Below are 19,167 nucleotides of genomic sequence, written 5' to 3' on the forward strand. Positions count from 1 at the left end.
GGTAATCAGTTTATTTTGCCCGCACCGCAGCGCCGATGACGCGCTGACGGATCACCGTGTGGACCGCGTCGGCATGCTGATTCAGGAAGAAATGCCCGCCCGGATACTGCCGCAGCCCGAAGTCGCCGCGCGTATGCGATCGCCATTCGGCCATCTCGTCGACGGTGGTCTTGGGATCGGCGTCGCCGGTCAACGCCGTTATCCCGCAGTGCAATTGCGGTCCTCCCGCCCACCGGTAACGCTCGATGGCGCGGTAGTCGCCCCGAATGGCCGGCAAGACCATCGCGGCGATCTCCGGATCGGCGAGCGTGGACGCGTCGACGGCGCCGAGGCGGACGACATCGGCCAGCAGCTCGGCGTCACCGGCCAGATAGGTCCGCTCGTCGCGGCTGGTGGCGGGCCCGCGTCGGCCGGAGACGAACAGTTCGGTGATTCGCGTCCCGGCCCGCTCCAGTCGCAGCGCCACCTCGAACGCGAGGATCGCGCCCATGCTGTGCCCGAAGAACGCAGTGGGCCGGTCGATCCACGGAAGCACCTCCGCCGCAATGTGTTCGGCCAGTCGATCGATATCATCGATGACCGATTCGGTGCGGCGCTCCTGCCGTCCCGGATATTGCACGGCGACCGCATCGATATCCGGCGCCAGCGCCTGCATCCATCGGAAGAAATAACTCGCGGATCCGCCCGCATGGGGGAAACACACCAGCCGGTGCGGGGCATCGGGTGCCGGTCCGAATCGGCGAATCCATGTGCTCTGAGCCGGGTTGTCGAATCGAGAGTCTGCCACCACGCGAATTCCCTTGCTCCACTCGAACGGTGTCGCGCCGGGCACCGGACCCATTCACCCGGTACCCGGCGCGAATTGTCACGACATCAGCCCGAGCTGCTTGGACATCTCGAAGTTGTCGTAGCTGATGCGCCAGAAGCTGATCAGGCCGTCACGGAACTCGTAGGTGTCCATGCCCTCCATATCGAATCGGCGCCCGGTGGCCGCGACCGGCGGCTCCGGGTCCTCGGGCGGCCAGCCCGAAATGCCGCCGACCAAGGTGCCCGTCCCGTGCCAGGGCACCACGATGCGGTTGCCGTCCAGCGCGATCAGCGGCGCTGCCGTCGCCTCGAACCGCATATCGGGAAACGCGGTGTAGGTGATCTCGGCGAAGCGGCGGAAATCCGCGTGCCCCTTGCTGAACCGGCCGAACATGGCCGGATCCTCGACAAGGATGTCCTCGGTGCACATGGCCAGCTGGGCGTCGATGTCGGCGGAGTTCACCGCCGTGTACCAGTGGGACATGAACTCGCCGATCCGGTCGGCGCCGGGCAGGGCCCCGCCCAGCTCGGCGCGGGCCTTGCGGTAGCGGTCGTCGAAGTACTCGATCTTCTCGAGCGATGTCATCGGATGCCTCCAGGTCGATCCGGTGGTCGGTCAGTTGCGGCCGCGAACGGCCAGGGCGTGGGTGAAGTGGTCGGCCGGGTCCCACTTCGCCTTGATCTGCTGCAGCCTCGGGTAGGCCGCGCCGAAGTACAGCTCGTGCCACGGAATCGGCGAGCCGTTCAGCGCCGGGTCGAGCGGGTCGGCGTCGGTGTAGTTCAGGACCGCACCGTCATTGGCTCCGCCGACGCCAGGGACGCCGCCGGTCGCGGCGTACACCTCGCCGTACCAGCGGCGGATCCAGGCCAGCTGGGCCGCATCCTCCTCCGGGGTGGCCCACATCACCAGGTACAGCATCTTGATCACCGAATCACGCTGGGGTACAGCGGTTTCCGAGGACGCCACGGTGTTGACGCGGCCGCCGTATCCGGCGATCTCCACCAGGGTGGCGGGGTTGTCGTACTCCGGATCGGTGAGATTGCGATACATCGCCCGCACCTGATCGGCGGGCATCGCGGTGCGCAAATACGCCGATTTGGCCTTGAACCGCCCCTTGCCTTCCCAGCCGTCGCCGCCGAGGCTCGCCCAGGCCGTCACGTGGGCCAGCCAGTCGACCCGCTCACGCACATCGACGCGGTAGGTCAGGCCGGTGCCGTCAACGATGGCCGCGAGGAAATCGTCGAGTAGTTGCTCGGCGTTCGGGGTCGCGGCATCGATCTGCGAGGACATCAGGAACTCGCCGGCCGAGATGTGCCGCGGCTTCAGCGCACTGAACAGATTCAGGTACGGCGAATCGACGCCCGCGTGCCGCTCGTGCCAGGCGGTGAAGTTGCCGAGCAGCTTGCCGAACGACTCCTCGCTCAGCTGATCCCAGGACCAGGCGACCTCGGAGACGATCAGTTCCCTTGGCGCGGTGGGCAACTGGTCGGCGGGTTCGCTGCCCTGCGCCTCGGGCGAGCGCAACCAGAACTTGGTGACCAGCCCGTAGGTGCCGCCACCGCCACCGGTGTGCGCCCACCACAGCTCGCGCTGCGGATCGTCGGCCTGCCGGGTCGCCATGACCTTGCGCGCGCGGCCATCGGCGTCGGCGATCACTACCTCGACGGCCTCGAGGTAGTCGACCAGATGCCCGAGCTGCCGCGACAGCGCGCCATAACCGGCATTGGTCATCTGGCCGCCCAGGGCAACCGGCGGACCGACGCCCGCCGGAACGGTGACATGCCAGCCCTCGTACAACTTCCGGTACAGGTCGGCGGTGGTGATGCCGGGGCCAACGGCGAAGGCTTTGCGCTCCGGGTCGTAGTCCACCGAATTCAGCTGCGAGGTACTGATGATGACCCGGTTCTCCGGGTTGGCGATCAGGTCCTCGTAGCAGGCGCCACTGCTGTGCAGCGCGAACCGCACCCCGCGATCGAGCACGTGCTGCACCGACGCGACGGCCTCGTCGGCCGTCTTGGGCAGCAGCACATACTCCGGCGCGCCGGCCCACCGGCCATTGAAACTCGCGCCGAGCACGCCGTACCTCGAATCGTCCGGCGTCACCCGTTCGACATCGAAGGTTTCGATCATTGCTTGTCTCTCCTTCTGTCCGCTCGCCCGCTCAGGCGATCGCCGCCAGACGTCTACCGTCCGCGTCCCGGATCTCACGGCACACCTCGCGCAGGGCGGTGACGAGCCGGTTGATTTCGGACGTGTCGAGGTGGACCGACGGCTCGAAACGCAGTGTGTATACGGCACTCGAGGTGGGGAAGGTGCGAATGTTGTACTCGCGCAACAGGAAGCCGGACACGTAGTAGCCGAAGAAGCCACCGCCGTCGAGTTCGCGCAGCACCCGCGAGGGGGACTCGGCCTGGTTCACGAACTCCAGGCCGGCCATCAGACCCCGGCCCCGTACCTCCGCGATCACGGTGGGGAATTCGGCCTGCAGCGCATGCAGCGCGTTCAGCAGTTCGGTGCCGCGCCGGGCCACCGTGCGATACACCTCGCCGTCGTTCGCCTCGAGTATCGTCAGCACTTTCTCCGCGATCAGGCAGGAGAAGCTGTCCTTGGCGAAGGTCGAGCTGTGCATCATCTCGAAATCCCGCTGGTAGCGCGACTCGCGCACCAAAAGCACTGCGGCCTTGGCGATTCCACCGCCCAGACTTTTCGCCATGGCGTAGTAGTCGCCGCGCAACCCCAGGTGGCTGCTGGACAGGAACGCACCGGTGCGGCCCATGCCGGCCTGGATCTCGTCGATGACGACCGGGATGCCGAGATCGGTGGCGACCCGGTTCACGTCCTTGGCGAATTCCACCGGCAGTTCGTGAATTCCGCCCTCCCCGAGAATCGGTTCGAGCACCAGGGCGCAGAACACCGGGAACGGCCGGGACACCACCCGCACCTGATCGTCGGCGATCTCCAGGTCGTGCAGGTCGCGACGCTCGGCGGCCACGATCTCGTCCAGCGCGCCGGGTTCGTGTACGGGAACGAAGCGCGCCTGGGCCGCCAGCGCCGAGAAGACCGTCCGGTAGACCGGGTTGTAGGTGAGCTGGACGCTGCCCGCGAGCTTGCCGTGGAAGGACCCGACCGGGGTGAGGAACAGCGGCGTGCTGTCGAACAGCGGCTGATTGTGCTCGTTGACCGCGGCCACCACGGCGTCGATGTCCTCGGCGCGCGCCCGGCCGCCCTCGACCGCGGCGCGGGCCATGGCGACATTGGCCTCGATCTCGGCGCGCAATCCGGCGATCCGCGAGAAGCGTTCCAGCTCAGCGTGCTTCATCCCGGCCTCGATGGCCTCGGCGCCGCTGTTGGCGAAGATCGCGTAGTAGTTCTCCTCGGAGTCCAGCTCCCGGCGCAGGATCCGGTTCAGTTGGGCCGCCACCCGATTGGCGTAGGGGTGGCGCGAGAACTGGGCATGGATCGGCGTCTGGCCGGCCAGCAGTTCGCGGGCGTACTCGATCAGCTCGGGATGGCTGTGCCCGAGCAGCGTCGAGCCGTATCCGCCGACGAAGTCGAGCACGCCCACTTCGCGTCCGTCACGGTTGTAGTAGAGGGTATTCGCCTCGCCCCGGGTGTACTCGACATCGAGCCCGGCCGTGGCCAGGACTCCGCGCAGATAGGGTTCGGCGTATTCCTGCTCGGTTCCGACCGCGGTCATCGGCTCTCGACCTCCCCCATCCGAACCAAGTTCAAGATCTCTCCCGCAACGGTTTCCGGCGCCTGCTGCGGCTGCCAGTGCGAAGTCTTCTCCAGCGTCACCAGGCGATACGGTCCCGTGACGTGCTCGGCGGTCTCGGTGACCGCGAGCTTGCTCACGGCGGTGTCGGTAACGCTCCAAACGAACGTCGTCGGAACCGACACCTGGCCGAATCCGAAGGGCTCACCGAGCAGATTGTTGGCGCGATACCAATTCAGCGCCGCGTCGAGCACACCCGGCTCGCTGTGCTTGGTGACGTAGCGGCGCACCTGCTCCGCGGTCAGGACGCCGTCTCCGGCCTGGGCGAACCACGCCCACAACTGGGCGGCATCGTCGGCGAGGAACTGCGCCGCGGCGTCCTCGGACATGAGGAACTCGACGTACTGGGAGCTGTGCTGCTGCTCCGTATCGACTTGGTACGCATGCTGATAGGCGTCCAGATGCGGGATGGCCAGCGCGACCAGACTGCGCACCCGATCCGCGTGGCGCGCACCCAGATACCACGCCACGGCCGCGCCCCAGTCGTGACCGACCACGTGCGCGGAGTCGATGCCCAGCGCGTCCAGGATGCCGAGCGCGTCACCGACCAGTTTCGGCAGCGCGTACTCGCTCACCTGCGTCGGCCGGGCGCCGTCGGAGTAGCCGCGCTGATCCGGGGCGACGGTGCGCAGCCCGGCCTCGTGCAGGATGGGCGCCACCTCGGTCCAGGACCGGCGGCTATGCGGGAAGCCGTGCAGCAGCAGTACGGCCGGGCCGTTCGCGGGTCCCTCGATATCGACGTCGAAGGTCAACTCGCCCAGGCGAATTCGTTCCAGTGTCATGGTCTCACTCCGCCAGGATCTTGGCCTCGAGGTGCGGCTCGTGCAGCACGCTCGGATGGTCGGCCAGGCCGATGACCCGCTGGTAGGCCCGCGACACCTCGCCGTCACGGCTGGCCGCGTCCTGGACCTGCGCGATGAAGGCGTGCGCCTCGAGGATTTCCGGCGTCCGCTCGCCCTGGACCTCGGGGTAGCTGAGGTCGGCGCCGATCGCCATATCCCAGCAGCCGTCGATGGCCTCGGCGGCCAGATCACGGAAGTAGGCCAGCGGATCGATCTCACCCCCGCCCTGCACATGCTTGCGCAGCACGGTCGAACCCATGGCGGCGACGGTCATGCCCTGGGCATAGCTGGGGTTGAAGCTGGCCACCGCGTCACCGATCACCAGGAACCCGGCCGGGAAGGCGGCCATGCGCTGATAGTGGCGGCGCAGGTTGGTGGGGAACTTGTAGGCGACCGGGTCGTTCAACGGAACAGCGTGCTGCAGTGTCTCGTAGATATCCGGTGCGGCGAGGGTTTTGATGAACGCCAGGAAGCCTTCCGGATCGGTCGGCGGGTGATCGCCGAGGATTCCGTAGGCGGTCACGATCGCGCGGTTGCCGTCGATCTTCTGGCAGATGCACCCGCGCGGCACACCGGCCGAGGCCACGGTATTGATCGAGATGTCGTCGCCGAACGCCTCGTCCGGTATGCGGTAGTACCGCGTGGCGTATCCCATGCCGATCTTGTGCTTCTCCTCCTCGACGCGCCCGTACTCGAGGTCGTCGAGCCACACGGCTGACCGGGAGCCGCGCCCCGAGGCATCCACGACCAGCTCGGCGGGCAATAGCGTTTCGTGGGAGTTCTCCGGGAAAACCCAGACCCCGGCGATCCGCTTGCCGTCCTCGACCACCTCGAGGCGGCTGATGTCGGACTGTTCGGCGAGTTCGACATTGGGCAGGGCCAGCACCCGCTCGCGAATGTGCGCTTCGAAGAACGGGCGGCTGGCGGTGAGACAGACCAGCCCGGAATCGACCTGAACAAGGCGCTTGCCGTTGATGATCCAGCGCACATCCTTGGAGGCATCACCGATGGCCGCACCGTCGGCGACCATCTTGTCGGTCACGCCCGGGAAGAGTTCCTCGGCGATCTGCTGACCGCGCGACAGCAGACCGTGCAGGTGGTGTCCCTGCGGTAGGCCGCGCCGCAGCAGATTCGGGCCGGTGAGGTGGTCTCGGTCGACAAGGGTTACCCGCTCGTACCGGTCGGCGAGCACGCGGGTGGCGAACAAACCGGCGAGCCCACCCCCCAATACGACGGCGTGGTTGTCTCCACGGCTGGTCATGGCCTGTCTCCTCTGCTCGTACAGCTCGTGCCAGTGGCCTTCCGCCCGTACGCGCCCAGCCACGGTGTGAACGTATCCAGCGGCCTCTCACCGACCGCTCATCGTCGAGACACTGGAGATGAATTCTGCTGGTAGGAGCGCCTTTTCGAGGCTGGCCCTCAGTCCGTTCGCCGGAAGTCGAGGACCGCCTTGCCCCGGATCTCGCGGTTCACCAGGGCGTCGGCGGCCCGGCTGTAGTCGATCCAGTCGCCGCGCCATCCGATCGCCAGATCGAGGTCCCCGCGCTCGGCGAAACGGACGAGTTCCGCGAGATCGCCGCCGAGCGGAGTCCCGATGACGAACGTCTCGATCCGCCCACGGTCGACCCGCATGCGGGCCTCCTCGAAGTCGATGGTGGTCGCCTCCCGCGATGCCTTGCCGACGGCCACGACGGTGCCACCGGATTCGAGCCGCAGGTAGGCATCGGCCAGTTGTCGGCCGCCGACATTGTCGATCACTCCGAACACCCGGCCGTGCAGCGCTTGCGGACCAATGATCACCTCCGCGGCGCCCAACTCCTTCAGACCGATCCCGCGCCCCGGATTGCCCACCGAGGCAACGACTTCTGCACCGGCCAGGCGCGCGAGCTGCACGGCGTATCGGCCGACGCCGCCGGATGCCCCGGTCACCAGCACGCGGCGACCGACAATGAGCCCGAGCCGCCGCACCGCCTGCAGCGCGGTGGCCGCGGCGACCGGCAAGGCCGCGGTGGCGCCCAGATCCAGCGCGTCGGGCACGACGGCCAGTTGCGCGGTGTCGACCGCGCGCTGTTCGGCCCAGGCGCCGGACCAGCCGAAGGTCACCACGCGGCTGCCCGCGGGCGGACCCGAACCGTCGGCCGCGGGGGTGACGACGATGCCCGCGGCATCCCAGCCCGGGATCGTCCCGTCGGGCAGGCCGGGTACCCGAAAGGCGACCTCCCCGAAGTTGAACGAGAACGACACGACCTCGATCAGCGCTTCGGAAGGTCCGGGAATCGGGGCGGGAGCCTCGGCCGAGCGCAGCATGTGCGGGCTGACCCTGTCGTGTACGAGTGCCTTCATATCCTGTGGTGCTCCTGTGCAGGGCCGACGCGGGCGTCGACGGAAATGGTCCGGGCGCGCCACGGCCGCCCCGATTCCGCCCGGGGACAGGCACGGGAATCGGGGCGGCCGTGGCGATTTCAGGCCGAGGTGACCTAGCCCAAGGTCGGGTAGTCGGTGTAGCCGATGTGGTCGCCCCCGTAGAAGGTCGCCTGGTCGGCGGTGTTGTAGGGCCCGCCCGCCTTGATCCGGGCGTCCAGGTCCGGGTTGGCCAGCCACAGGGTGGCCAGCGAGATCGCGTCCGCCACACCGGATTCCAGCGCTTCGGTGGCGGCGTCGACGGTCGCGGGGAAGGCGTCGGGAGTGCGGTGCGGGTTGAGGATGAGCCCGTTGGACCAGGCCGCGCGCAGCTTGGTGGTCAGTTCGCGGTCGCCGCCCTCCACGACGTGTACGTAGGCGATGTCCAGGTCGGCGAGCTTGGTCAGCAACTCGATGTACAGCGGCGCCGGGTCGGCTTCCTCGATGTGGTTGAACGGGTTGCCGGGCGAGAGCCGGATACCGGTGCGGTCGGCGCCGATGGCCTCGGCCACCGCCGCCACGACCTCGGTGACGAACCGGACGCGGTTGGCGATCGACCCGCCGTAGTTGTCGGTGCGCAGGTTGGTGTTGTCGGCCAGGAACTGGTGCAGCAGGTAGCCGTTCGCACCGTGCACCTCGACACCGTCGAAGCCGGCCGCGATGGCATTGCGGGCGGCGGCGGCGAAGTCGGCGATCGTGGTGGCGATGTCCGCGGCGGTCATCTCCCGGGGCTCGGGGTGATCGATCATCCCGTCGGGGGTGAACAGCTGCTCACCGGACACGACCGCGGAAGGGGCCAGCGGCAGCGCCTTGTCCGGGTAGAGCGCGGGGTGGCCGATGCGGCCACAGTGGGTGAGCTGCGCGACGATTCGCCCGCCCGCCTTGTGCACGGCATCGGTGACTACGCGCCACGCGTTGGTCTGCTCCTCGTTGTGCAGGCCCGGGGTCAGGAAGTAGCCCTGGCCGATGACGCTGGGCTGAATGCTCTCGCTGATGATCAGACCCGCACTCGCGCGCTGTGTGTAGTACTCGGCGGTGAGCTCGGTGACGAGCCCATCCAGGGTGGCCCGGTTGCGGGTCATCGGCGCCATCACCAAGCGGCTCGGCAGCTGCCACTGACCGATCGAGACCGGCTCGAACAGAGTGCTCACCATCTACTCCTTGCTTGATCGAGTCGCACACTGGACTGTGTGCGAAAATGCTTGATTGGATCAAGCACGATGGTGTCACAAGTGCTTTAGCCAATCAAGTACCTCCGTCAAGACGTGGCCTAGAATTTTCGACATGGCAGTACCGGCAGGTCCCGTGAGCACATCCACCGACGTCGAACGCGTGATGTTCGAATTCGTGGACGCCTACAACCACGCCTTCGAGGACGCCGCCCATGAGCACGGCATGAGCATGGCCCACGCCTGCGTCCTGGGCCGGGTCGGCGTACCCCGCGGTATGGGAGAACTGGCCGAGGAACTCGGCTGCGATGCTTCCAATATCACCCAGATCGTGACCCGCCTCGAGGCCCGCTCCCTGGTTCAGCGGCGGCCGGATCCCTCGGATCGGCGCTTCCGCCGGATCCAGCGCACACCCGACGGCGAAGCCGTCAACGGCGCGTTCGAGGATTCCTTCGACTTCCCCCGCCGCGCGGTCGCCAACCTCACGCCCGACGAACAACAGCAACTGGCCGAGCTGCTTCGCAAAGCCCTCACCCCTCCCGGGTGAGCGCACCGGAGACGGACACCTCGATTCCACCGCGGCCCAACGCTACCCGAGCACAGCTGCGCGAACCAACGTGCGCCGCATCGTGAAACAGCGCGCCACCTGCGCATATGCGCCCCTGATGTCCGGACGATGACCGAACGATGACGCCCGCGGCGATATTTTCACCGCAGACGTGTCGCGGACACGTCGAATACGGAAGCTGCAGAGGGTATTCGGAGGCGCGCGGTGACCAGTCAGCAGAAGGACATCACAACCAGGGATCCGGCACCAGGACCATCGGGCGATACGTTCGGACACGTCGAGGTCCGCGGAATCGACTTCGTCCCGCCGCAGGAGCGACGTGGGACACCACGCGAGCTGTTCACCATCTGGGCGGCGTCGAATGTCGCCTACATCTACATCGTGCTCGGCGGCACAGCCCTGCTGCTCGGCCTGTCGTTGTGGCAAGCGCTGGCGGTTGTCGTGGTGGGCAACGCATTCTGGCTCGGCGTCGGCACGCTCGCGGTCAGCGGCCCGGCGGCGGGCACGCCGAGCGTGGTGATCATGCGCTCCATGTTCGGCATTCGCGGTAATCGAGTGTTCGGCGCCGGCCTCAACTGGCTGATCGCCATCTCCTACGAGGCCATCAACCTCTCGTTCGGTTCACTCGCGGCCTTTGCACTGGCCCAGCACCTGGGAATCACATTGTCGACACCGGTGAAGCTGCTGATCGTCGGCGTCATCGCGGTCGCGACCTTCACGATCAGCATCTACGGTCATGCGACGATCGTGCGGCTGAGCCCGTTCTTCACCTCCGTGCTGATCGTCTGCTGCGTGCTGCTCGGCGTCTTCGTATTCGGGCATGCGCAGTTCGATTACGCTCCCGCGCAGCCACTTTCGGGCGGATCACTGTGGTCGGCGCTGCTGGTCGGGGTGGCGCTCATCGCGTCGGCGCCGCTGTCGTGGACCGTCGGCGCGGACTACGCGCGCTACCTGCCGGAGTCGGTGTCGAAGAAGGCGGTGCTGGGCTGGACCGCCCTGGGCGGCTTCGTGCCCGCGGTCGCGCTGGGGATCATCGGCGTGGTCGCCGGCACGAGCGTCGACATGAACGATCCCCAGACTTCGCTGAAGGACATCCTTCCGGGGTGGTTCTATCCGGTGTTCCTCGCCGTGATCGTCGTCGGGGCGATCACCACCAACGTCCTCACCACCTATTCGTCCGGCCTGTGCCTGCAGGGACTGGGCGTCAAAATGCGGCGCTCGCAGACGGTGTTCATCGACGGCGTCCTCGGCGGCGCGATCACCTATTACGCGTTGTTCGTCGCCGATGACTTCCTCGCCACCTTGAGTCGCTGGCTGGAACTCACGGTCGTGGTCCTGGGTCCGTTGGTCGCCATCTACGCCACCGATATCGTGTTGCGCCGCAACAAATATGACGGTCGCGCCCTGAACGACGAACGGTCGACGAGCCCGCAGTGGTATACCGCTGGTTTCAATGTCGCCGGAGTTACCGCGATCATTCTCGGCGGCGTATCGGCGGGCCTGTGCATCCATACCGCCTCGTGGGAGGGACCGGTCGCTGCCGCGCTCGGTGGCGCCGACCTGTCGGCATTGCTCGGCCCGGCCGTCGCCGCCGCCGTCTACGTGCTGCTCACCCGCGTGGTCTATCGCCCGCAAGTTCCGGCGTCCTATCGCGAGACGAGCGCGTAATCAGCTGACGGGTCGCGGCACCTGATGGTGGCGAAAGGCATTGAAGGGAAACCATGATGACCGAACACAGTGCAGAGTCGACTAGCGGTGCGCACGGGCCCTCCGTGGTTACGCAGGCTGCCGCCTCCGGGCCTGACGCGCACACCGCCGGGACTCGCCCGCTTCGCATCGCGATCGTGGGCGCGGGACCGGCCGGTATCTACGCCGCCGACGCGTTGATGAAGTCCGATGCCGAAGTCAGCATCGACCTCTACGAGCGCATGCCCGCGCCGTTCGGTCTGATCCGCTACGGTGTCGCGCCGGACCATCCGCGCATCAAGGGCATCATCACCGCCCTGCACAAGGTGCTCGACAAGCCGCAGGTCCGCCTGCTGGGCAATATCGACTACGGCACCGATATCACCCTCGACGATCTGCGCACGTTCTATGACGCGGTGATCTTCTCCACCGGCGCCAACGCCGACCGCGCGCTCGACATCCCCGGCATCGGTCTGGACGGCAGCTACGGCGCCGCGGACTTCGTGTCCTGGTACGACGGACATCCCGATGTGCCACGCACCTGGCCGCTCGACGCCGAAAAGGTCGCCGTCCTCGGTGTCGGCAATGTCGCACTCGACGTCGCGCGCGTGCTCGCCAAGACCGGCGACGAACTGCTACCGACCGAAATCCCACCCAACGTCTATAACGGCCTCAAGGCGAACAAGGCGCTCGAGGTGCACGTCTTCGGCCGCCGCGGCCCCGCCCAAGCCAAGTTCACCCCGCTGGAACTGCGCGAACTCGACCACTCCCCGACCATCGAGGTCATCGTCGATCCCGAGGACATCGACTACGACGAGGGCTCCGAAGCCGCGCGTCGACACTCCAAGCAGGTCGACATGATCGCCAACACCCTCGAGCAGTGGGCCATCCGCGATGTCGGCAACCGCCCACACAAACTGTTCCTGCACTTCTTCGAATCCCCCGCCGAGATCATCGGTGAGGACGGCAAGGTCGTCGGCCTGCGCACCGAGCGCACCCAACTCGACGGCACCGGCAACGTCAAGGGCACCGGCGTCTTCAACGACTGGGACGTGCAGGCCATCTACCGCGCGGTCGGCTACCTGTCGCAGAACCTCACCAACCTGCCCTTCGACGACCAGGCCGGTGTGGTCCCCAACGAGGCCGGCCGCGTCCTCGCCGACGAGGACGCCGACGGCGCCCGCCGCTACCTGCCCGCCACCTACGTCACCGGCTGGATCAAGCGCGGACCCGTCGGGCTCATCGGCCACACCAAGGGCGACGCCAACGAGACCGTGGCCTGCCTGCTCGACGACAGCGTGAACTTCACCCCCGCCGAGAAACCGCAACTGGACGCCGTCACCGAATTCCTCGAGAGCAAGGGCATCCCGTTCACCACCTGGCAGGGCTGGTACCGCCTCGACGCCCACGAACGCGCCCTCGGCGAGCCCGAGGGCCGCGAGCGCGTCAAGGTCGTCGAGCGCGAGGACATGCTCGCGGCGTCCGAGCCGGACAAGGCGAACAACTTTCATACGCCTCAGTCACGGACCACCATGCCCGCCCGAACTATCACGCACGCATCGACCAGGGCACCCTCGATCGACCTGGACCACGAAACCCCAGGCATGGCCCGGGTTTTCGAAGTGTGACCCGGAAAGACCCGCGAGGTCAGCGGGTGGCGATGATGGCCGAGCCGTGGCCGAACAGGCCCTGGTTCACCGCGATACCCGCGCGGGCGTTGTCCACCTGGCGGCCGTCTGCTCGGCCACGCAGCTGCCACGTGAGCTCGCAGATCTGGGCGATGGCCTGCGCGGGGATCGCCTCACCGAAACAGGCCAGACCGCCGCTGGGGTTCACCGGCACGCGTCCGCCCAATGTTGTTGCGCCGCTGCGCAACAGTTGCTCCGCGCCGCCCGTCTCGCAGAGCCCGATGTCCTCGTACCAGTCCAGCTCCAGTGCGGTGGACAGGTCGTAGACCTCCGCGAAGGACAGGTCGGCGGGTCCGAGCCCGGCCTCCTCGTACGCGGCGTACGCGATCGCGGAACGGAACGCGCGGGGCGGGGCCTCGACGGCCACAGCGGAGTCCGTCGCGAAATCCGGCAGGTCGAGAACGGTTTTCGGGAACGTCGGCGTGACCGTCGACAGCGCCCGGATGCGGACCGGGTCGGCGACGCCGCGCCGACGCGCGTACTCCATCGACGTCAACACCAGTGCGGCCCCGCCGTCGCTGGTCGCGCAGATGTCGAGCAGCCGCAACGGGTCCGAGACGATCGCCGAGGCGGCGATCTCCTCGACCGAAACCTCCTTGCGATAGCGGGCATACGGGTTGTTCAGGCCGTGCCTGGCGTTCTTCACTTTGACCGCGGCGAAATCGTCGAGCGTGGCACCGTGCAGCGCCATCCGACGGCGGGCATACAGCGCGAAATAGATGGGATTGGTAGCGCCGAGCAGGTGGAAACGCAACCAGTCCGGATCATCGCGGCGCTCACCGCCGACCGGCTGGAAGAAGCCCTTCGGGGCGGCATCCGCGCCCACCACCAGCGCCACGTCACACAACCCCGCCAGGATCTGGGCGCGTGCGTTGGCGATGGCCTGCGCACCGGAGGCGCAGGCGGCGTAGCTGCTCGAGATCCGTGCACCCGACCAACCCAGTGCCTGAGCGAAAGTCGCGCCCGAGACGAATCCGGGGTATCCATTGCGGATCGTGTCCGCGCCGGCGATATAGCCGACGTCGAGGTGGTCCACCCCGGCATCGGCCAGCGCCGCGCGGGCGGCGACCAGTCCGTATTCGACGAAATTGCGCCCCCACTTGCCCCACTGGTGCATGCCCGCACCGAGGACGGCGATGTCGCGATCATTCGTGTCAGTCATTGACCGGCCTCCACATCCACACCGTGTGCTCCGCGTCCGCGTCCTCGTACAGCACGCCGAGGGCCAGTTCGACCGGCATGCCGACGGCCAGGTCGTCCACCGTGAGGCCGCGCACGACCTGCCCGAGAATCACCATCTGCTCGACCTCGAGCTCCACTGCCGCAACGACGTAGGGCTCGAACGGATCGGGCGAGACATAGGGCGGGGGCGGCTTGTACCGAGCATCCGCGTATGACCAGATCCGGCCACGCGTGGAGAACAGGTACTCGACCAGCTCGGAGCCGTCCTTCGGGCTCGCACACTGCGGATTCCGACAGGCCAGCGTGTTCCGCGGGAAATACGGTGTGCCGCAATCCTTGCAGCGACTTCCCTTCAGACGCACCACGCCGTCGTCCGCAGTGAACCAGTCTGCCACAGCGGGCCGTTGTTCTTTCTGCACAGCCCGACGGTATAGGAACACGTTCTACTTTGGGGCCGAATTCCGCTTCGGCAATCCGCGGGCGCAGGTACGGTGAGTCCGGATCGAGGACGTCCCGACACCTCGAGTCGATCTGGAGTACCACAACGCGATGGGCGCCAAAGCCATTGATCCACAGACCATCCGCAACGTCACCATCATCGGCGACCCCGACGCGACGACCCGGGTGGCCCACCTGCTCCGTCGCCGCTCCGGCCGGCCCGGCTCCGGCACCCGGGCCACGGTCGTTTGGACGACGGGCCGCGTCGAGCACACGATTCGTATCGCCGAGCTGACGAGCCACGCGCCCATCGCGGACCTGGAGCGGTCCATCCGCGTAGCCGACGGTGTGGTCGCGGTCGTGAACGCCGCCGCGAATCCCACCCCGCGCCTCGAGACGATGTTCCGGGTCGCCGACGACTACCAGGTCGCCCGCCTGTGCCTGATCTACGGACTCGACCACCCCGCCGCCGATTTCGACCGCTGCGTCCGCACGATCGCCGACACCCGCGGCGCGGTCCCCCTGACGCTGCAGATCCCCATCGGCGCCGACCCCACGTTCGAAGGCGTCATCGACCTGCTGCCGCTGTGGGCACTCGAACCGCTGGCCGCCGAACTCTACGGCAGCCATTGGGAGGTCGCCGAGCGATGGTACGGCAACCTCGTGAAGACGGTCATGGAACAAGCCCCGTCGGATCCGAACGCCTCCCCCGCCCGGTGTGACATCCCGCTCGACCAGTTGCATCACCGCATCCGCTACCTCACCCGCATCGGTGACGTCGTACCCGTCCTATGCGGCGCAACGCCCACGAGCGATGGCATCGCCACGCTCCTGGACGCCATCGCCCGCTATCTGCCCTCCCCCATGGATGTCTGCCAACCCGCACACGCCCTCGACTATTGAGGCACGCTGCTCGCGCCCGGTCAGGGAGGTGCGGGTTTTCACCCTGGGGTGGGTGTTGTGCGATCCGTTCACAGACGAGGATTGGCCCTGTGCACGTCGTGATCGATACTGCCCCCAGGAAGTGATGCAGATGCCTCTCGCTGTTCAGTTTCTGTCTTCTCGTCCCGGGACCGAGTCGCGGTCAGGGCGGCCGACCTCCGCCCCGCAGAACTCTGACTCGGGCCACGAATCGATCCCTCGGACGTCCGGCAGGCGAATGTGCTCGCGTGCCCGGCGCGGCATCCTGTTGTCGATGGCCCTTACCGGTGGACTCATGCTGTTCGGCCCCAGCGTCTTGGGGATGTCGGGGTCGCTGCCGCTACCGGCACAACCGGCGGCCTCCGCGTCGTCGTTCGCTCTCGCCCCGCCGAGCCACGGGCATCCGCCGGTGCTTCGGTGCCCTCGCTTCGACTGCTAACTCAGTCCCCTACCTGCTAACTCAGTTCCCGACCTGCTAACTCGTCCCGACCGGGCGGCAGGGCGTGGTTCTCCAGGTCGCGGGGGCTCCTACGACATCTATCCGGGGCGTCCCGGCACCAAACCCCGGGACCAAGGGCGGACTGGCTGCGGCACCCTGGGCAACCTCCCTGCGACACGAGCGCAGCGGCTTCGAGGCCGGACACCGTTTCCCCAGCGAGCAACCGAAGCCGAAGCCCAAGGATCCATCAGAACTACCGCCCCTGTCTCAGCAGAGCTACCGCCCCTGTCTCAGCCGGTGCGTCAGTCCCATCACGCGAGTCATCGACCTATGGTCGACGCTGGTTTGCCGACGCGGCGGAGATATCGGCGTCTACAGCGAGTTCTTTTTGAACCAATCGAACAATCCCTGATCGGTCTTGGGACGGTTGGAGGGGGAATCAGGACCGACGGCTACGGCTCGGATGGCGATGTTGCTGCTCTGATCCAACGCAACGAGCGTCGGCAGGGGATCGCTGATGCAGGTCAACCGGCCAACGGTCGCGCCATTTCGAATCCACGGTTGCTCGGGACCCGGCGCACCGTCGCACACGCGCCCGCCGGACTTCCTCATGACACCATCGAAGAACTGAGTCGCGATCGGTTGGTCGGGGAATTGGAAAAACATTGCTGTCGGCGCACCCGACTCGTTGCCCAAGCACCGGACGACGGCGATCGCCTCGCTCTCGGGTGCCTCGTGTCGACAGTATCGTCGGTCGTAGGCTTTGGGCAGCTTGGCGATCAGATCGTGGTCGGCCTGCGTGTAGACGTCCGGGTCCTTCGGAAGAGTCCGGAATTGCGAATTCCCCTCTCCGGAGTCGTGCACTGCCCAGTACAAGCTGGCGCTACCGCCCACCGACTCGGGGAAGGAGAAAACCGCCATGCTCATGGCCGCGTCGTCGGTTTGGATCATCCCCGAGGTCGGTGGTGTCGTCGTGGCATTCAGGAAGCAGGCCATTCGCCCGACCTCCCTGCCGCCCCTCGTCGCAGGGCCGTCGGGGTCGGGTGGATAGCCCGGACAGTTGCTGGTCTGTGCCACCATGCCCATGCCGCGATATGCCTTGTCCAGTGCGTCGGCGTTGGGAAACAGGTAGAAGTCCCCGCTGGGCACCCGGATTTCGGGAACCTCGTCGCAGACGAGATGGGCTTTCTCTCCCAGCATCGCCTGTGGGTTCACGTGGTGACAGAGGGCGCGGTTATACGGGTCTTGCAGAAGCTTCAGCAGGGTGACGTCGTCGTCGGTCAATTGAGATTTCGCCGCCGGCGGGGTCGGCGGCGCGGGCTTGTGGAGCAGCGGCCAGGCTCCGACGGCCGCGACAGCCACGACGGCAGCGGTAGCCGCGATCCAGAGGCGGCGTGGCCGGCGCCTCGGCGCCGCGACGGATCTCGCCTCGGGTGAGGAGGCCGCCCGGGGTGTGGAATACGCCGCCGCGGTGGGATCGCATCCGAATTCGGCGCGGGGACTATCGTCTTCGGCGTCGCCGGTCGACGATGCCAGTGCGGCGTGGGCGGCGGCGGCCAGTTCGCCGGCGCTGGCGTAGCGTTCATCGGCCGACTTCGCCATGCCGCGCGCGACGACAGCGTCGATCGAGACCGGGATTCCCGGTGCACAACTGCTCGTTCGGGGTGGAGGTTCGATCATGTGGGCCCGCATGATGGCGGCGTCGCCGCCGTCGGTCGAGTAAACGCGGGTGCCGGTCAGGCATTCGTGCAACACGCACGCCAGGGCATACACGTCGACCGCCGGGGTAGCCGGGCCGGTTCGGAAACGTTCTGGTGCCATGTAGTTGAACGAGCCGATCGCCGATCCGGTCTGGGTCAGGCGTTCGTCGGTGTTCGTGTTGGCCAGGCCGAAGTCGGCCAGGTAGGCGAACCGGTCGTGGGTGAGCAGAATATTGTCCGGCTTGATGTCACGATGAATCAGGCCATCGCGGTGTGCGGCGTCGAGTCCGGCTGCGATCTGGCTGATCACCGAGACAGCTTGCTCGGGCGGCAGCGGGCCGTGCGTTCTCAGCACGGTGCGAAGGCTATCGCCGTGCACGAGTCGCATGTCGATATAGAGCAGCCCATCGATCTCGCCGTAGTCGTGGATCGGGATGACGTGGGGCTCCTGCAGCAGCGCGGCGATGTGGGATTCGCGCCGGAACCGGGCCCGATAGACCGGGTCGTCGGCCAGCTGTTCGGGCAGCACTTTCACCGCGACCACCCGCCCCTTGGTGGTGTCGAGTGCCTCGAATACCCTGCCCATCCCACCGGAACCGATCAGCCGCCGCAGGCGATACTTCCCGAACGTCGACCCTGGCATCAGTGGCGGCCGTAAGTTGTTCACGACTGCCTTGCCTGCGTTGTGGGTGACCTGCGCAGGTTGGTCAGAATCGAGAATCGGTGCTCGAACATTGTCGACTGGCCAGCTGGCCGACGACGCGGCTTCGACCCCTTCGGCAAACGTCCGACCCCACTTCCACACGATCTACGCCCCCTCGCATTGCAGTCCAACGGTGTTGGCTGGCGTACTACGACTGCTCGGGTATCGACGGGCTCTCGCGCCGACACATCCAGCGAATGCTGGCGACTCATTGCCAATGGCGGCTCCGTCTCGTTCGACAGACTCGCCGGGAGGATGTGATTCGCCGCATGCCGCGCGCAGCGCGTGGCACCTGCCCAGAACTGCGATCGCTCCGGCGGATGGGCAGCCGAAGAACGCCCGCAGGAACTCGAGTCCGGGCGAATACGGCAACGGCACCGCTCGATCGGCCACCGGACGCATCGGTAGCCGGACCGCCACCGCCCGAGCGTCGGGGTCGGGTGCACGGCAGCTCACCGCCTCCGCGGCCAGTTCGCAACCCTCCTCGCGGAGAAGGGTGCAGCGCGGTAGGCATCGGCTCGATCGCGAGCGTCCGCGACAACGGTGGACGGCATTCGTGAACTCCTGGAAAGCTGGTTCGGGTATCGGCGCGCGATGGGTGAGGTCTGCCGCTTCGTTGCTAGCAGCCTTGACAAGAATCTTCGGCGTCGGCGCTCGTCCCGAATAGCCACCATAGGTGGATATCGTTTTCACCCCTGGGGCAACATCCCCCGCCCTGGGTGGCGGCAGAGCACCGCTGGTAGGCGCCGATTCCACGGCGGTTGTACAACCGGTCCGCTGCGCGACGCGATTCCGCTCCCGGCCTCGGTCATCGCAACGGCGGGTCGGGTGAGTGGGTGTTTCTTCGC

Annotated in this window: 14 protein-coding genes and 1 pseudogene; 4 read left to right on the forward strand and 11 right to left on the reverse strand. The window is 67.1% G+C overall.

Annotated elements, in window-relative coordinates:
• Positions 1-10: 10 nt before the first annotated feature.
• The 8 genes from ACQP0C_RS22545 to ACQP0C_RS22580 all read right to left on the reverse strand — a co-directional run bounded on the left by ACQP0C_RS22545 (position 11) and on the right by ACQP0C_RS22580 (position 8,976).
• Entirely contained in the window at positions 11-841 is an 831-nt protein-coding gene (locus ACQP0C_RS22545) for a thioesterase II family protein (protein WP_433722796.1), read from the reverse strand.
• Positions 842-865: 24 nt separating this feature from the next.
• Positions 866-1,393 carry an ester cyclase gene (locus ACQP0C_RS22550; RefSeq protein ID WP_433722798.1) on the reverse strand — a complete coding sequence of 176 codons (528 nt, stop codon included), beginning with the start codon at positions 1,391-1,393 and terminating at the stop codon, positions 866-868.
• 30 nt (positions 1,394-1,423) lie between these two features.
• A complete protein-coding gene (locus tag ACQP0C_RS22555) occupies positions 1,424-2,938 on the reverse strand; it encodes an FAD-binding oxidoreductase (RefSeq protein WP_433722800.1) in 1,515 nt (504 codons plus the stop codon).
• 31 nt (positions 2,939-2,969) lie between these two features.
• The gene (locus tag ACQP0C_RS22560; protein WP_433722802.1) at positions 2,970-4,505 is read right to left on the reverse strand and encodes an aspartate aminotransferase family protein; all 1,536 of its coding nucleotides are present in this window, start codon (positions 4,503-4,505) and stop codon (positions 2,970-2,972) included.
• Positions 4,502-5,365, reverse strand: coding sequence for an alpha/beta fold hydrolase (locus ACQP0C_RS22565; protein ID WP_433722804.1), 864 nt, complete (start codon positions 5,363-5,365; stop codon positions 4,502-4,504). Before ACQP0C_RS22565 ends, ACQP0C_RS22560 begins: the two co-directional genes overlap by 4 nt.
• A gap of 4 nt (positions 5,366-5,369) precedes the next feature.
• Complete coding sequence (locus ACQP0C_RS22570) at positions 5,370-6,686, reverse strand: FAD-dependent oxidoreductase (RefSeq protein WP_433722806.1); 1,317 nt, start codon at positions 6,684-6,686, stop codon at positions 5,370-5,372.
• 158 nt (positions 6,687-6,844) lie between these two features.
• Complete coding sequence (locus tag ACQP0C_RS22575) at positions 6,845-7,768, reverse strand: zinc-binding dehydrogenase (protein ID WP_433722808.1); 924 nt, start codon at positions 7,766-7,768, stop codon at positions 6,845-6,847.
• A gap of 134 nt (positions 7,769-7,902) precedes the next feature.
• A complete protein-coding gene (locus ACQP0C_RS22580) occupies positions 7,903-8,976 on the reverse strand; it encodes an alkene reductase (protein WP_433722810.1) in 1,074 nt (357 codons plus the stop codon).
• A 133-nt stretch (positions 8,977-9,109) separates the two neighbouring features.
• Here ACQP0C_RS22580 and ACQP0C_RS22585 point away from each other — a divergent pair, with 133 nt between their 5' ends.
• From ACQP0C_RS22585 to ACQP0C_RS22595, 3 genes and pseudogenes are all read left to right on the forward strand, one after another.
• On the forward strand, positions 9,110-9,541 hold the full coding sequence (locus ACQP0C_RS22585; protein WP_433722812.1) for a MarR family winged helix-turn-helix transcriptional regulator: 432 nt from the start codon (positions 9,110-9,112) through the stop codon (positions 9,539-9,541).
• A gap of 225 nt (positions 9,542-9,766) precedes the next feature.
• Positions 9,767-11,230 carry a purine-cytosine permease family protein gene (locus ACQP0C_RS22590; RefSeq protein WP_433722814.1) on the forward strand — a complete coding sequence of 488 codons (1,464 nt, stop codon included), beginning with the start codon at positions 9,767-9,769 and terminating at the stop codon, positions 11,228-11,230.
• Between the two features lie 56 nt (positions 11,231-11,286).
• A pseudogene (locus ACQP0C_RS22595) lies at positions 11,287-12,747 on the forward strand (FAD-dependent oxidoreductase); the annotation flags it as partial.
• Positions 12,748-12,895: 148 nt separating this feature from the next.
• On the opposite strand, the gene ACQP0C_RS22600 reads toward ACQP0C_RS22595, so the two are convergent.
• Positions 12,896-14,098: a lipid-transfer protein gene (locus tag ACQP0C_RS22600; RefSeq protein ID WP_433722816.1), complete on the reverse strand. Its 1,203-nt coding sequence runs from the start codon at positions 14,096-14,098 to the stop codon at positions 12,896-12,898.
• On the reverse strand, positions 14,091-14,537 hold the full coding sequence (locus ACQP0C_RS22605; protein WP_433722818.1) for a Zn-ribbon domain-containing OB-fold protein: 447 nt from the start codon (positions 14,535-14,537) through the stop codon (positions 14,091-14,093). The genes ACQP0C_RS22600 and ACQP0C_RS22605 overlap by 8 nt, the downstream gene beginning before the upstream one ends.
• Before the next feature lie 130 nt (positions 14,538-14,667).
• On the opposite strand from ACQP0C_RS22605, the gene ACQP0C_RS22610 reads away from it, so the two are divergent.
• Positions 14,668-15,459: a GTP-binding protein gene (locus ACQP0C_RS22610; protein WP_433722819.1), complete on the forward strand. Its 792-nt coding sequence runs from the start codon at positions 14,668-14,670 to the stop codon at positions 15,457-15,459.
• Between the two features lie 829 nt (positions 15,460-16,288).
• On the opposite strand, the gene ACQP0C_RS22615 is transcribed toward ACQP0C_RS22610, so the two are convergent.
• On the reverse strand, positions 16,289-18,259 hold the full coding sequence (locus ACQP0C_RS22615; RefSeq protein WP_433722821.1) for a serine/threonine-protein kinase: 1,971 nt from the start codon (positions 18,257-18,259) through the stop codon (positions 16,289-16,291).
• Positions 18,260-19,167: the final 908 nt, after the last annotated feature.

Source organism: Nocardia sp. CA-129566 (assembly GCF_050956075.1).
Lineage (GTDB): Bacteria > Actinomycetota > Actinomycetes > Mycobacteriales > Mycobacteriaceae > Nocardia.